The organism is Bradyrhizobium iriomotense, assembly GCF_030160715.1.
Classification (GTDB): Bacteria; Pseudomonadota; Alphaproteobacteria; order Rhizobiales; family Xanthobacteraceae; genus Bradyrhizobium; species Bradyrhizobium iriomotense.
Window position 1 is genome coordinate 1 of sequence record NZ_BSOW01000032.1, and the last position, 15,291, is coordinate 15,291.

Annotated in this window: 13 protein-coding genes; 1 reads left to right on the forward strand and 12 read right to left on the reverse strand. The window is 60.7% G+C overall.

Annotation, left to right across the window (positions count from 1 at the left end; translation table 11 throughout):
• Positions 1-875: 875 nt before the first annotated feature.
• The 8 genes from QQL28_RS34730 to QQL28_RS34765 all read right to left on the reverse strand — a co-directional run bounded on the left by QQL28_RS34730 (position 876) and on the right by QQL28_RS34765 (position 10,611).
• On the reverse strand, positions 876-2,933 hold the full coding sequence (locus QQL28_RS34730) for a hydantoinase/oxoprolinase family protein (protein WP_284272951.1): 2,058 nt from the start codon (positions 2,931-2,933) through the stop codon (positions 876-878).
• A 2-nt stretch (positions 2,934-2,935) separates the two neighbouring features.
• Positions 2,936-4,627, reverse strand: a complete 1,692-nt coding sequence (locus tag QQL28_RS34735) for a hydantoinase B/oxoprolinase family protein (protein ID WP_348522542.1) — start codon at positions 4,625-4,627, stop codon at positions 2,936-2,938.
• Positions 4,628-4,697: 70 nt separating this feature from the next.
• Positions 4,698-6,014, reverse strand: coding sequence for an aspartate aminotransferase family protein (locus QQL28_RS34740; protein ID WP_284272953.1), 1,317 nt, complete (start codon positions 6,012-6,014; stop codon positions 4,698-4,700).
• Between the two features lie 25 nt (positions 6,015-6,039).
• Complete coding sequence (locus QQL28_RS34745) at positions 6,040-6,747, reverse strand: ABC transporter ATP-binding protein (RefSeq protein ID WP_284272955.1); 708 nt, start codon at positions 6,745-6,747, stop codon at positions 6,040-6,042.
• Positions 6,734-7,471, reverse strand: coding sequence for an ABC transporter ATP-binding protein (locus QQL28_RS34750; RefSeq protein WP_284272957.1), 738 nt, complete (start codon positions 7,469-7,471; stop codon positions 6,734-6,736). Before QQL28_RS34750 ends, QQL28_RS34745 begins: the two co-directional genes overlap by 14 nt.
• Positions 7,468-8,421, reverse strand: coding sequence for a branched-chain amino acid ABC transporter permease (locus QQL28_RS34755; protein ID WP_284272960.1), 954 nt, complete (start codon positions 8,419-8,421; stop codon positions 7,468-7,470). The genes QQL28_RS34750 and QQL28_RS34755 overlap by 4 nt, the downstream gene beginning before the upstream one ends.
• A 36-nt stretch (positions 8,422-8,457) precedes the next feature.
• Positions 8,458-9,333, reverse strand: coding sequence for a branched-chain amino acid ABC transporter permease (locus QQL28_RS34760; protein WP_284272962.1), 876 nt, complete (start codon positions 9,331-9,333; stop codon positions 8,458-8,460).
• A gap of 126 nt (positions 9,334-9,459) precedes the next feature.
• A complete protein-coding gene (locus tag QQL28_RS34765) occupies positions 9,460-10,611 on the reverse strand; it encodes an ABC transporter substrate-binding protein (protein WP_284272964.1) in 1,152 nt (383 codons plus the stop codon).
• Between the two features lie 190 nt (positions 10,612-10,801).
• On the opposite strand from QQL28_RS34765, the gene QQL28_RS34770 reads away from it, so the two are divergent.
• The gene (locus QQL28_RS34770) at positions 10,802-11,608 is read left to right on the forward strand and encodes an IclR family transcriptional regulator (protein WP_284272966.1); all 807 of its coding nucleotides are present in this window, start codon (positions 10,802-10,804) and stop codon (positions 11,606-11,608) included.
• Positions 11,609-11,687: 79 nt separating this feature from the next.
• On the opposite strand, the gene QQL28_RS34775 is transcribed toward QQL28_RS34770, so the two are convergent.
• Genes QQL28_RS34775 through QQL28_RS34790 form a run of 4 tightly spaced genes read right to left on the reverse strand, consistent with a single transcriptional unit; the run spans position 11,688 to position 15,284 of the window.
• Complete coding sequence (locus QQL28_RS34775) at positions 11,688-12,407, reverse strand: ABC transporter ATP-binding protein (protein WP_284272968.1); 720 nt, start codon at positions 12,405-12,407, stop codon at positions 11,688-11,690.
• A complete protein-coding gene (locus QQL28_RS34780; RefSeq protein WP_284272970.1) occupies positions 12,407-13,153 on the reverse strand; it encodes an ABC transporter ATP-binding protein in 747 nt (248 codons plus the stop codon). Before QQL28_RS34780 ends, QQL28_RS34775 begins: the two co-directional genes overlap by 1 nt.
• Positions 13,150-14,346 (reverse strand): branched-chain amino acid ABC transporter permease, encoded by a 1,197-nt coding sequence (locus tag QQL28_RS34785; RefSeq protein WP_284272972.1) that lies wholly within the window; start codon positions 14,344-14,346, stop codon positions 13,150-13,152. Before QQL28_RS34785 ends, QQL28_RS34780 begins: the two co-directional genes overlap by 4 nt.
• A complete protein-coding gene (locus tag QQL28_RS34790; RefSeq protein ID WP_284272975.1) occupies positions 14,343-15,284 on the reverse strand; it encodes a branched-chain amino acid ABC transporter permease in 942 nt (313 codons plus the stop codon). The genes QQL28_RS34785 and QQL28_RS34790 overlap by 4 nt, the downstream gene beginning before the upstream one ends.
• Positions 15,285-15,291: the final 7 nt, after the last annotated feature.

Consider the following 15,291-nt stretch of genomic DNA (forward strand, 5'->3'; position numbering starts at 1 on the left):
CCATCCATGCTGGCCTCCTTCCAGCCAGCATGGTGAATCAGAAACGGGCTGATTTGGGAATCCCAAATCGATTCAACTTAACCCCATCCCGCTTTAAGCACATCGCCGTTCACCGTTAATTAATGGCGAAGTTGATGAGCGAGGTCATGAGATGCTGCGCAATTTGCAGGTCTCGAACACCATTCCGGACCTATTGGTACATATCCCTGGAGATGGAACGGCGATCAGCGCAGGACTGGCGCGTGCTCCCCGGCGTGCGCGATTTTCTGACGGCGTTGCGATCAATGGGCGCCGCGGCCGCCCGAGATCGAGGGACGCAGCGTCGAAGAGTGGATCGCATTGGAGGGAATGAGTGGCTGCAATGGGCCGATCCAACAGCTAACAGTGTCGATGGCGTGTTCAAGGCGGATCACCGCCCAAACAATCGCCGAGTAGGTTCAAATCCCGGACACGCAACACCCGATCCCGACGGAATGGAACGTCTGCTCCGGCGGTCGGCGTTACGCAGGAGTCGACGTTTGCGGGGGCTCGCCGCACTCGATTCTTGCGATTGGTCGAGACGTCCGTTCCCCCGCTTGGCTACGTAGACCGACTGTGAGTCAAAGGTTTGCTCCAACATCCGAGTAGATCCGGCAGATACCGCAACTCGCGGAAGAACTGGAACGCCCCATGATGCTGCTTGTTTCTGCGTCCACATAGATGGCCGGCGGGAATTGCACTCGTGAGGTATCCGGCTTGACAAACAGGTCCAGCCCTAAATCCTCGTTCGGGCTGTGGCCATAGCTTCAGGTCAGTAAAATCCGGGCGTGTCTCCAGGGCACGATGAGATGCTGGGCGGACGACCGGATTTCGCTGCAGCGAGGTGAGTTTGTCACCTAGACTTTCGCACACCCAAGTTCGATATCGAGCCATCCGAGCGCATTAACTGTCGCGCGATCCCCACCATTGATGACGACTGTCGTCGTCTCCGCCTCAATGATTGCGGGGCCTTCCAGCACGTGTCCGGAACGTAATTTCTCCAGCGCATAGATCGGCACCTCGCGCCAAGCGCCAAAGAAGACCTGCCGTTTGCCGGCGGGCAACGCAATTGGGTCAGACACGGGCACTGGCTTGTTAGCTCGCGCAATTCGAGGAACCGCCCCAACAGCGGCGAGCCGCGCGTTGACGAACACAACCTCCTGATCGCGCGAAGCGTAGGTATAGAGTTCCTCATGACGGCGATGAAAGCGCTCTTCGACCTCGGGGACCAAGGATGGCGCGTTGAGGTCGACGTCGCTGAGCGGTACATCGACCTCGAACACCTGCTCGCCATAGCGCATCTCGGCGGAGCGCTCGGTCATGATGGGCCCGTCGAACCAGCTGCGCAGCCGCTCGACCGCCTGCTCCTCCAGACTGGCAAAAATGTCGCGAATTTCAGAGGCGGTCGTCCGGGCGCCTGCCTCAAAGTGAGTGCGGCTGACCTCGTAGCGCAAGTCGCTGGTCAGCATGCCCCACGCCGAGAGAACCGAAGCTTCCGTCGGCACAATGATGCGCGTCATCTCGAGCTCGCGGGCAACCTCGGCAGCGTGCAGGCCTGCGGCGCCGCCAAAGCTTAGGAGCGCGAACTTGCGCGGATCGACGCCCCGACGCAGGGTCATCAGTCGGATTCCGTCTGCCATTTTCAGATTGACGAGACGATAGATGCCGGCCGCCGCCTCGATGCGTGTCACGCCAAGTGAAGCTGCAAGGCGATCGACTGCTGCCTCCGCCGCCGCACGATCGAGCGGTCGCCGTCCCCCCATGAAGGCGGCGGCATCAAGATAACCCAGCACAATGTTCGCATCTGTCACGGTCGGTTCCGTACCGCCATTGCCATAAGACGCTGGGCCTGGTATCGCCCCGGCACTTTCTGGGCCGACCCGAAAGATGCCGCCTGAATCGACACTGGCGATCGAGCCCCCGCCCGCCGCGATACTGGCGATGTCCAGGCTGCGCAGTGCGATGCGCTGGTCCGCCAGCCCGCCGTCAGCCGACAGCGCCGCGCGTCCATCGGCAATCAAGGAGATGTCGGTACTCGTGCCGCCCATATCGAAGGGCACCAAGTCCGGTACTGCCAGCAATTCCGCACAGCGCCGGGAACCTGAGATTCCGCCCGCGGGACCCGATAGCACGGTCGCCGCCGCAAGACGCCCCGCCTCCTCGACCGGCGCCATACCGCCATGGGAGAGAATGATGAACAGGCTCCCCTTAAACCCCGCTTCGACCAAGCGGCGCTCGAGCCGGGTCAGATAGTGTCGCACGGCGGGACCGACATAGGCATTCACGATCGTAGTGGAGACGCGCTCATACTCCTTGATCTGTGGCAGCACGTCACTTGAGCGCGACACGCTCACTTCCGGCAACTCGCGTGCAAGCCGCTCTGCGGCTGCGATCTCATGGGCGGGATTACGATAGGCATGCAGGAAGCAGATCGCGACCGACGTGGCGCCAGAGGCGCGGATTGCCGCGATGACCTCACTGAGTGAATCATCGTCGATCGGAAGGAGCACGTCGCCGTTCGGCCGCAATCGCTCGCGAACACCGAAGCGCAGTTCGCGCGGCACCAGCGGCTCCGGCGGCGGGGTCCGCAAATCATAGCGATTGCCTTTCAATCCCTCGCGCATCTCGATGATGTCGCGGTGTCCTTGCGTGGTCAGCAGAGCAACTTTCGCGCCCTTGCCTTCCAGCAGCGCATTCGTTGCAACGGTGGTGCCATGTACCAACCGCTGTGTCGCAGCCAACATATCGCCACGCGACATGTCGAGGCGCCGAGCGAGCTCGTTGAGCCCATTCATCACGCCGATCGACTGATCCTGTGGCGTGGAAGGAGATTTCGCGAACACAGTGCGCCCGGTCCCGTCGATCGCGACAAGATCCGTAAACGTGCCGCCTACATCAATGCCAATCGTCAACATCTTTAACTAACCACTTCTGTCGTTGCGCCTGAAGTTACAAGGCCCTGCACCTCATCGCGCTGGCGGGCCTGATGCGTGCGCCGCTCGGGAGGGCCCCAGCCCCCGCCGCCGGCGGAGCGCACTTCGAGGCAATCTCCCGGGTGGATTTGGATTCCGACCTCTTTGGTTCGCAGCACGCGCGGCGGCCGCCCCCCCGATACGAGGCGATAGTGATGCGGCGCGCCATCCCTGCCGCCCAGCATGCCGCACGCGCCATGGCGGACACCATCACCCGCGGTGTTACCAAGTGCGGGCTTTTCAGTTTCGAAGACGAGATCAAGGCTGACGCCGAGGCCGCCGCGAAATTGACCATCACCGCCTGAATTCGGCCGATACTCATGATGACGGAAGTGAAGGGGAAAGCGTGCTTCGGCGACCTCGATGCTGCCGAATTTGAGGCCACCAACCGTGTGCCATTCGCCGATCGAGGACCAGCCGTCACCGCGAGACGAAGCGCCACCACCAGGGCGCGCCTGGAACATATGCCAGATGAAGTTGCGCCCGCTGCGAGGATCCTCGCCCTGGACAGCGATGCGGAAACGCCTGCTCCAGCCACCCATGGCTCGATCCGGGCAAGATCCAGACAATGCCTTGACCACTGCCTCCACGATCTCGTTGGAGGGATGGCTGGTGCACAGCGTCACCGGCCGACCCGGATCTGCCCACACAATCGTGCCCTGTTTGGCAATGACAGTGAGCGGCCGCAGGGCACCCGCGTTCTTGGGAATCTCGGCGTCGATCAGATAAGCAAAAGCCATCACGACTGCCGCATGCATATTGGCGTGCGATGAATTGACGAAGCTCGTGCTCTGCGGATCTGATTCCGACAGATCGACCTCGATCTGACTGCCAGCCTTCGTGACCTTGGCTGCAATCCGGATATCGCTGCGCCCGTGGCCGTCGTCATCAAGGAAGGCCTCACCGTAAAAGGTGCCATCCTTCCAGCTCGAGACCACCGCGCGCGTCTGCTGTTCGGCGGCATCGAGGATGGATTCGATCGCGGCCTCGACCACCGGCGCGCCGAATTCGGAGAACAGCCGTCCCATTCGCCGCTCGCCCATGTGCGCGGCTCCGATCATGGCGGCAAGATCGCCGCGGAAATCGTGAGCGTTGCGCACATTTAGTGCCAGCATATCGAGAATGTCCTCGCGCAGCCGGCCGGCCTCGTAGAGCTTGATCGGAGGAATGCGCAACCCCTCCTGCCAGATTTCAGTAGCACCAGGGTTGTAGGCGCCATGGGTTGCGCCGCCGATATCACTCTGGTGGGCACGCACGATGCTCCAGAACAGCCTCCGGCCACCTTCAAAGACCGGCACGAATGCGGTCAGGTCGGGCAAATGGCTGCCGCCATGATAGGGATCGTTCATCAGGATCACGTCGCCGGGCGCGACATCCTTGAAACGCTCCTCGACCGCGCGTGTCGCCCAAGGCAGCGCGCCGACATGGACCGGGATGTGGTCGGCCTGGGCGATCAGCCGGGACTGGACGTCGCAGATCGCCAATGAGAAATCTCGGCTCGAGTTGAGAATCTGCGAATAGGATGTGCGAAGCATCGCTTCGCCCATTTCGGCTACGATCGAGCTCAACCGATGCTGAACGACGGATCGCGTGATGGGATCAACCTTGTGGGCCATTCTCGCACCTATTTCAGGCATTAGTGTTTCGCGGCGTGGTGGCCTCAATGCCCCACGCGAGACTTACCGACTTCAAGAGCTCAAGGGCGCGTCAGGTTTTGGACGCGACCTGTGCAAGTGCATCCGAGGCCGCGCGAATGATGCTTTCGATATCCGCGTCCCGCATCGGCAGCGACAGCGCCATCAACCCGTAGCCGGCGGCGAGAACGCCGCGATTGAGAAACTCGAGATTGAACACACTTTGGCGTTTGGTTTCGGCTTCGCTCATGTAGGCCGAGCGGTAGTCGCGGATAGGGCGCTCGCCGAAATGCAACTTCAAGAGCGATCCAAGACCAACCGCGGTACCCGGCACGCCATGCCGGCGGAACGCATCATTGATGCCCTTTCGTACCGCTTCACCGATCGCATCCAGCCGCGCGAACGCGTTCTGGTCCAAGAGCTCCATAGCCGCAAGCCCCGCTCGCATCGTGACCGGGTTGGCCGAGAATGTACCGCCATGAGGCAACGCGGGCTTGCCATGGCGCGGATCGAAGACGGCCATGACTTCGCTCTTGCCGGCGATTGCGCCCACTGGGAACCCGCCCCCAATGATCTTGCCAAGCGTGGTGAGATCAGGATCGATGCCCCACAGCCCTTGGGCGCCGTGGTAGCCGAGACGGAAGGATATCACCTCATCAAAGATCAGTAGCGCGCCAACGTCGCGGGTCGCCTGGCGCAGCGCTTCGAGATAGGCCTTGTCGGCGGGGACGAGGCCGGCGCGGTTTGGCATCGGATCGACGAGCACGCAGGCGAGATCGCGGCCATGCTCGCGGATCAGGCTGACGGCGCCATCGATATCGTTGAATGGAATCGTGACGACGTCGGCCAGCACCTTGTCCGGCGTACCTTTGGCATAGGCAACCGAGACTGGCGCGTTGCCGCCCCAGTCGGTCGGCTTCGGATCCAGACTGACCTCGGCATAATCGTAGGAACCATGGTAGGCGCCCTCGCATTTGGCGATCTTCGGCCGGCCGGTAAACGCTCGCGCCGCCTTCAGCGCCATCATCACGGCCTCCGTCCCGGAGTTGGCAAACCGGACCTGGTCGACTGATGGCAGCCGCGCGGTAAGCAGCTCGGCAAGATTGATCTCCGACTCGGTCGGCATCCCAAAGGCAGAACCGAGCGCGAGCTGGCGCGTCGCCGCCTCGACCAGCGCCGGATGGGCGTGACCGTGAATCAGCGAGGTGAAATTATTGATGCAGTCGATCAGTTCGTTGCCGTCGACATCCCAAACCCGGCAGCCCGCTCCACGTGCAGCGTAGATCGGATAAGGCTTCATGAACACCGTGGTGCGGGTGTTGCCGCCTGGCAGACTCGACAGTGCGCGATCGTAGAGCGCTTTCGACTTTGAATTTGTATCTGGGTACATGTTGTTGTTTTCCTCGCCCGAGGGATTAGCGTCCGAGATAAGCTTCGCGGACGCGCGTGTTTTGCTTGAGGTCATCGGCCGTGCCCTGAAGGACGATGCGGCCCGTTTCCAGCACATAGGCCCGGTCCGCCACCGACAATGCCAGCACCGTATTTTGCTCCACGACCAGGATCGTGAGCCCACTGTCAGCGATCTGCCTGACGCGCTCGTAGACCTCTTCCGCCAGACGCGGTGCAAGCCCAAGCGAAGGCTCATCGAGCAGGAGCAAACGTGGCCGCGCCATCAGCGCCCGACCGATGGCCAGCATCTGCTGCTCACCTCCGGACAAAGACCAGCCGAGTTGCCGGCGGCGTTCCTTCAGGCGTGGGAAGAGGTCAAATGCCCGTGCGAGATCGTCGGCGATCGACTGACGCCAGCGCCGCCAGTTCACTGTGGCGAGTGAGAGATTCTCCTCCACAGTCAGGCCGGGAAAGATCCGCCGTCCCTCAGGCGCTTGGGAGATACCGAGCGCGACCCGGTGGTCACTGCCGAGCTGAGCCAGCGAGGCCCCTTCGAATACGATCTCGCCCGACCTCACCGGATTCAGACCAGAGATCGCCTGCAAGAGCGTGGTCTTGCCGGCACCGTTGGCGCCGATCAGGGCAACCGTTTCGTCTCGCCCCACCTCCAGCGTCACGCCCTGCAGCGCGACGATCTCGCCATAGGCGACCGTCAGATCGTTACACGCCAGCATGACGATAACCTTCGCCGAGATAGGCGGACAGCACTGCGGGATCGCTCTGGATCTCGGATGGCGTGCCCTCGGCGATCTTGCAGCCGAAGTTCAGCACGATGATCCGCTCCGCCAGGCGCATCACCATCCCCATATTGTGTTCGATCAGAACGATGGCGATCCGATGTTTAGTCCTCAAATCTGTGAGCCGGTCGACCAGCTGATCAACCTCGGCGGAATTCAGTCCGGCGGCAGGTTCGTCGAGCAGCAGCACGCGAGGTTCGCAGGCGAGCGCCCGGCACATCTCGACCATTCGGCGATGACCATAGGACAGGGATCCGATCGGTAGCTGCGCCTCCGCCGCAAGCCCCATTTGATCAAGCACAGCCATAGCCCTCTCGCGCAGCTCCAGCTCGCTACGGCCGCTCTGGATGGCCGCACCGGTCATGACGTTCTCGAGCACGCTCAATCTTTCGAACGGTCGGCCGTGCTGGAAGGTGCGCCCGAGGCCGCCGCGCACACGCTTGTGCGTAGCGGCGCGCGTCATATCCCATCCGTCGAGCAGCGCCCTGCCCTTGTCAGGCAAAGCAAGCCCGGTAAGGACGTTTAGAAGCGTCGATTTTCCCGCGCCGTTTGGGCCGATGACGGCGACAAATTCGGCTTCCCCGACCGACAGGTCGACGTCCGCGAGTGCGGCAAGCCCGCCGTAGCGCTTGGCGATTTCTGTGGCCTGCAGCAGGCTCATGGGCGCGCTTCCTTTGAGGCAGCGACCAAAGCCGGCCATTTCATAAGCCCGTGGCGGCGGAAGCTGCGCGGCCGCCGAATCCCGGCAAGCCCGGAAGGCAGGAAGATGAGGATGGCAAGGACAAAAAGGCCAAAGAATGCGAGATAGGCGGAGCCGAGGAAACGCAGCCATTCGGGCAGAAAAGTCACGAGCAACGCCCCCAGAATGGCGCCCACAATCGATCCCTCGCCGCCGACCACCAGCATCGCGAGGTAAGTGATCGAGTGCGCATAGCCAAAGTCCTCAGGCGAAATGAAGCGCATATGGAACGCAAAGAGGCCTCCGGCCACGGCGGCGTAGACTGACGAGAGCACAAAAGCCGCGAGCTTGACCCGAGGGACGTCGATGCCCGTCATCGACGAGGCAGTCTCGTCATCGCGTACCGCGATCATCGCTCGGCCATGACGTGAGCCATGAATGAGCGCGGCGACGGCGGCGGAAACCGCGAGCACCAACAGAGCGAACCATAAGTAGCTGCGCTCGTCGGTCAGGGCATGGCCGGCAATTTGCAGCTCGGGAATGCGAGAGATCCCGTTGGTGCCGCCGGTCACTTCGATCCAGTTGGCAGCGACAATGGAGAAGGACACGTTGAAGCCAAGCGTTGCCAGCGCGAGATAGTGGCCCTTCAGCCGCAGAAGCGGAACGCCAATCAACATGGCCAGCACAGCCGTACCGGCAACCGCGGCAGGCAGGGCCAGCCACGGTGACCACGCGAAGAGCGTCGTCAGCAGCGCAACGCCGTAGGCGCCCGCCCCGACGAAAGCCGCATGACCGAGCGAGATCAGCCCCGCATAGCCGAAGGCGAAATTAAGCCCGATGACTGCGATGGCCGAAAGGGCGGCAAGGTTGAGCAGCCGAAGGTGGTAGTCGGTAAGCAGCATCGACAGGGTAAGACCTGCGATCAAAATCACGGCGCCGACCAGGAGCGGAACGCGTATCGACATCGATCAGCCCCGGTCCTGAATACGTTCGCCGAACACCCCCTGCGGGCGCACCAGCAGGAACAAGATCATGATGCCGAAGGAGATCAGGTCTTTGTAGGCCGAGGAAACGTAGGATGCGCCGAGCACTTCACTGAGACCAACGAACAGCCCGCCGACAATAGCGCCCGGCAGACTGCCAAAGCCGCCAATGATTGTGGCTGCGAACGCCTTGAGCGCGATGGGATCGCCCATGCTGGTGTCGGCGAACCACATTGGTCCGAGCATCAAGCCGGCAATTCCCGCGAGCAGCGCAGCCAGGATCCAAGATAGTGCGAGCAGACGATTGACCTTGAGGCCCATCAGCCGAGCAGCCTTGATATCCTGTGCTACGGCGCGCATCCCGATGCCGAGTGAGGTGCGGAAGAACAAAAGCCACAGCAGTGCGACCATCAAGGCCGTGACGATCACGACAGCGACCGCATGGCCGGAGATAGTTGCGCCTGCAATCGTGAGATTCACGCTTTCGACCGGCGACGGCAGCCGGAATGGCCATGAGCCGAACGCCAGGAGCGCCGCGTTCTGCATGGTGATGCCGATCGCGACCGTGCCAATGATGATGGTCACGACGGGGCTTGCGCGCAGCGGCAGATATAGCACCACAAAGAACAGAGCTCCGAACAGCGCCATTGCAAGCAGAGCAGCACCGTAGCCCACGGGCCAGGGCAGTTGTGCATTGAGCAGCATGGCGACGCCGGCGAAAGTGCCAAACATCACAAATTGCCCGGCAGCAAAATTCACGACGCCGGTTGCCGAGTAGACGATGACGAAGCCGATCGCGGCGAGCGCATAGACGCTACCAATTGCTAGGCCGTTAATGAGCAGCTGGATGAGATCCGTCATATCGTCCTTGTCTTTTTTCAAACCGGTCTTTCAACCGTCGGCCATCATTGGGGAGAGATCCTGCGGGCCGGCTGGTTGATGCAGTGATGCGCGCGCGGAAAGCGTCCGCGCGCCGGCAGCCAAGGCTCAGTTCAGCTTGATGGTCTGAACCAATTCCAGCGATTTGGTCCCGGCTTTGGATTTGACGACCGCCAGATCAAATACGCCGTTGCCCTTGGCGTCATAGGAATAGAGATGGCCAATTCCCTGCCAGCCTTTCACAGTGGCAAACCAGTCTCGCAAGGCCTTGGGATCGGTACCAACCTTGCGTAGACCCTCTGCCGCCAGCATCGCGCCATCATAATAGGCGAGGCCGTAGGGGTCCGGATCGGTGCCGAATTTCGCTTTGAAGCGCTCGACAAAATCCTGCATGCGCCCACCGACCGACGGATCGATGAAGGTATCAACCACGCCCCAGACACCGTCGAGATCAGCGGGAGATAACAGCTGCAGCGCCGCCGGCACCAATGCGGCCGAAGATGTCACAAGCGGCATCTTGAGGCCGAGCATTTTTGCCTGACGCAGCACCAGCGCACCGTCCTGCGGATAGTTAAAGATCAAAAGGACATCGATGTCCTTGCCACGCAGGCCGAGAAGCTGCGCTGAAAAATCCTTGTCGTTCTGGCCATAGGCCCCCATGCCCGCGACGGTCACGCCCGCGGCCCCGAAACGCTCAACCGCTGTCCGGGCACCACCTTGTCCGAAGTCGTTCTGGATGTAGAGAATGCCCGGCTTTTTCGCCTTCAGCACATTGAGCGCGCACTGCACCATGCCTTCGGCCGACACGCTGTCGGCCGGCCGCACGCGGAACATCCACTCGTTGCCAGCCTCGGCCACGACATCTGCACCCCCCGCATAGAATGCCGGCACCTGTATCTTCTTCAGCTCAGGCTCCACAGCCAGATTCTGTGTCGAATAGCTCGACAGGAAGAACAACGACGGCTTGTTTTCCTGTGCGAGCTTGACGAACGCATTGACCGCCGTGCTGTTGGAGGCCTGCGTATCTTCGAAGACGATCTTGAGGCTGCGCCCGTTGATGCCGCCTGCCTTGTTGATGTCCTCTTCGGCCATCATCAGGGAGTTGTGATACTGCTTGCCAGTCAGCGACAAGGGCCCGGTCATCGGCACCGTAGCGCCGACGACGATCGGGCTTCCCTGCTCGGCGCGTGCGGCTGCCACCCACGGCATAGCGGTCGCCGCAAGCAAAGCCTTCAGAAATTCCTGCCTCGTCATCTTCATGATGTGCCTCGTGACGCTCCCGTGGGTCGCAGCACCACGAATGCTGCTTCCCTCAAATCGCTATTGACTCGCGTTCCGTTTTCCGGAACAATATTCCGATATTGCGTAACGCTAATCTGCTCTGGCTCGCTGAGTCAAGCCGTTGCAGAGGCGCCCATGCACAAAGTTTCCGCCTTGGGAAGGCCCCTGAATGACGACCTCAGATGAAACGGCGGGTCCTCTGGACCGCTACATGCAAGTGCTCGAACTCGTCGCGACCTTTCCCGGGGCCCTGACGCTGGCAGACGTGTCCTCGTTGCTTGATCTTCCGAAGACATCTGCACATCGGCTGCTCAAGGGCCTCGTGCGCGCTGGGCTTGCGAAGGACAATGTCGGCGGGCGCGCTTATCAGCTCGGTGACCGCTTGCTCCGGCTATTGCACGCAACTGCGGACGATGGATGGATTGCCGCCCTTGCTCGCGGACATCTGCAGCAACTGACCGACGCGACGTCCGAGACTTGCTATCTCACGCGCCTGATCGGCGCACGCGTTGTCGTTGCGATCTCAGTTTCACCAGATGTGCGCTGGCGAAGTTACGTGCAGCCGGGGATCGAGATGCCGGTGCACGCAGCTGCAACGGCCAAGGCGATTATCGCCTATCAAAGCGAAGTCGTGTTGACAGAGGCGATGTCGGCCGATCTTCCTCTGCTCACAGCGAACACGCGAAATGACCGTGCATGGGTCGAACAGGAGCTCGCTGCGGTCAGGGGTAGAGGCTATGCTACGTGCATCGGAGAGATCGACGAAGGACTGGCCGCCATTGCGGTTCCTGTCTTTCTATCTGATCGGCGTGTGTTTTACGCTCTCGGAATGACGGGGCCGCTGCAGCGGATCATGAACGAGCAATTAGCGGAGCGTTTGGCTGCACTACGCAATGCGGCGGAAACATTAGGACGATCGCTCTCAATAGGCGAGAGGCTGAAATCCAGGGACGTTTCGCAGACTCCTCAAGCGTGATCGCGCCCGTGTCCCGCTCGCTATTCTTTTCAGCTCTTCGGGATAGTCGCTGGTAACGGCGCTGTTCCAGCAGGTCAGCTTAGCTTACACTCGTCCCCACAGCGAGCCAGTTTCGTTGTACATCTGCATCATTGCGAAGACTGTCTGGTGTTCCGTTGTACACGATGTGCCCATGGCCCATAACGAGCACACGATCACTGATATCCAAGGCAATCGTCAATCGTTGCTCGATCAAGAGTACGGATACGCCATGCTTGCGAACGTCAAGAATAGCTTCGACGAGACGTTCTACGATTTTGGGGGCCAATCCTTCCGTCGGCTCATCGAGCAAGAGGAATTTTGGGTTACCGAGCAGGGAGCGACACATTGTCAGCATCTGCTGCTCTCCTCCCGACAGCTTGCCGGCCTTGGTGTCTTTCCTTTCGTGGAGGCGAGGGAAATATTCGTACATCTGATCGACGGTCCACACCACCCTGCCCGGCAACGGGCGGAGCTGCCCCATACGCAGGTTCTCAGCGACAGTTAAGGTTGGAAAAACCAGCCGATCCTCGGGCACATAAGCTATGCCTGCCCGTACGATATTTCGTATATCGCGTCCGGATTGTTCGGCCCCATCCAGGAGGATAGATCCTTCAGTGGGCCGAACGATACCCATGATGCTCTTCAGAGTCGTTGAGCGACCAGACCCATTGCGGCCTACGAGGCTGTAGATGCTTTGTGGTGGCAGCTCAAACGTGACGCCGCGAAGAACGTGGCTCTTGCCGTAGTGAGCATGCAGGCCGGTGACTGTCAGCCCCATCAATGCAAGCCCTTTCCAAGGTAGGCTTCATTCACTCTTCCGTCCTTGGCGATCTCGTCGGGCGCGCCGGTGGCGATTATTTGCCCATGGACAAGCACTGAGATGCGGTCGCACAACGAAAAGACAACGTCCATGTCATGTTCGACGACGAGAAGCGTTCGACCAGCGGTGAGCCGTCGGACCAGGGCGACCGTTTGCGCCGCTTCTTCCACCGACATGCCGGCAGTCGGCTCGTCCAACAAGATGATTTCGGGTCGCAAAGCCAAAGTGACTGCCAGTTCGAGCGCGCGTTGTTCCGAGTACGGAAGCTCCCCTGCAAGCACACTGGCCCGGTGCAACAGATTGACGTCTTCAAGCAAGGCGAGAACATCATTTGTCACCGCGCGTTGAGACGCGGCAGTGCGCCAGAAGCAGAAGCGTACGCCGTGATTTGCCATAACCCCTAGCCGAACCGTGTCGAAGACGGTAAGCCTCGCAAAAAGACTTGTAATCTGGAATGAACGGGCCACCCCTCGCCGGGCAATCGTCTCCGGCGACTCGCGGTCAGAGCGTCGCCCATTCAGAGAGATCTGTCCGCTGGTCGGACGAAACTGTCCGCTGATCAGGTTAAACAGTGTGGATTTTCCGGCTCCGTTGGGGCCAATCAGAGCGTGACGCTCTCCCACGTTCACAGTGAGATCGACCCCCCGGATGATCTCGCTCGAGCCGAACCGTTTCGTCACAGCGCTCAGAGAAATGGCACTCATGCCGTCTCCTCACGTCCCTTGAGCTTCCACGAAATGATGAGTCCAGTGAGTGCCGCAATCAAGGGAAGTCCCCATACGATCGGCGAGCCAGGCGCGAGTTCCATGTTGAACAGACGATAGCTCACCCACGACCCGTCCTGGCTTGCCCGAAGTGACGAATAGGAGTCGCTCAGCAGGATCGACGCGCTTTCGCACAGAAAGATCAAGCTAGCTGAGCAAAGAAGGACCGCTAGTGTATTGGCGATGGCTTCTCGTAACGGTCGCTTCTTACCCATGAGGAGTGATCCGACGATCCCTGCGGGAAGAAACATGACCACCAAGACGAAGGCGATTCCCTGATAAAGGAGCCACAAGCGCGTGACGTCGGAGAACACGTTGCCAAAGCCGGTGAGAAGTGCTGCACCGAAGGCCGGCCCGAAAAGAACGTCGGCACCGCCGATGAAGGTCTGGATGACTGGTGCGGCAGATGAAGCCGGGCCAAACACGGTATAGTCCACGTTTTCGGCGGCGACCCCCAATAGGCCTCCGGCCAACCCAGAAAGCGCGGCCGAGAGCGCAAACAGGTACACTTTGACAGCATGCGTGCGGTAGCCAAGAAACTGGAGCCGCCGTTCATTGTCACCCAGCGCGAAGGCGATTTGACCAAGCGGCGTCTTTGCAAAAAACCAAATGGTTGCAAAACCGACCGCGCTCCAGCCGAGAACGATCAGATAGACTTCGTTCAGCGCGGCGAAACTGAGGCCCATGCTGGGTAGTCTCATGCTTGAAACCCCCGCTTCACCTCCAAACAGGGCCTGCCAACGCGGACCAAGCGAATAGATCAGTTCGGCAATGGCCAGTGTGATCATCGAAAAATAGGCACCGCTGCGCAGTGTTGCGACGAAGCCGCAAAGGACACCGATGATCGACCCGGACAACGCGCCAGCGAGCGGCACCAGGATGAGCGGCACATTCAAGCCTGCCTCGTTGGCGCGCATCAGATGCACGACGGCAAACATGCCGGCCCCGAAATAGACGCCGTGGCCGAATGATAGGAGTCTCGCCTGCCGCCACAAGAGGTTGAATGCGCTGGCAAACAGTGCAGCGACCAGCATACGGATCGCAAGGTTCGCATATCTGTCGCTGAATGTGAGCGGAGCGAGCAGCACGACGCCTGTTGCAAGGCACAAGGCTATTCGGACATAGAGCTTCACGCCCGCTCTCCCATCAAACCGGCGGGCCGGACCAGCAGAACAAAGAGCATGATGATGAATGGCAGCGAGCCGGTCAGGCTCGAGAGAGTGATCGAAAACGGCCCACCGATCGAGGCCGCCCACCCGGAAAGTCCCAAGGGGGCAAGCGCGCCAGCCAGTGTCCAGTCGAGCCCGACGGTCAGGGTCGTCAAGAGCCCGATAGCCAAGGACGCCACGAGTGCACCCTCGAGTGAGCCCAACCCGCCGACCACGACGACGACAAACACGATCGATCCGAGATCCTCAGCCATGTTCGGGCCAGTGGGGTAGAACGCCCCGGCGACGGCCCCGGCGAGCCCCGCCAGAGCTGCCCCGATAGCGAACACAAGGAGAAAGATGAACCCGACGTTATGGCCGAGGCTCTCGACCATCAGTGGCTGCGAAAGTGCTGCACGCACGATCAGTCCCACGCGGGTATATTTCATCATCAGGAACAGCGATACGAACATTGATACCGCGACCGCGCCGATGAACAGCCGATATAGCGGGATATTCAACCCGTTCACATTGAAGGCGGTGCGGGCAAGCTCCGTCGGAATGGTGTATTCAACCGGGTATGGGCCATACACGAGCTTGACGATCTCATGTATGATCAGCGCCAAACCAAACGTAAGAAGCAGCTCCTGAGCATGCCCATGCCGGTGGACACGCCTAAGCATGAAGCGCTCGATAGAGGCGCCTAGAAGGGCAACGGCCAGCGGGGCGAGCAGCAGGGCTGTCCAGAAGCCGGTCCATCTTCCAATGGAGTAGCCAAGGTAAGCTCCAAGCATGTACAGCGAGCTGTGCGCAAAATTCAGAACTCCCATCATCCCGAAGATGAGCGTAAGGCCCGCTGACACCATGAAGAGCAGCAGGCCAAAGACTAGGCCGTTCACGAGCGACGTGAGAAGATAGGTCACGGCGCCC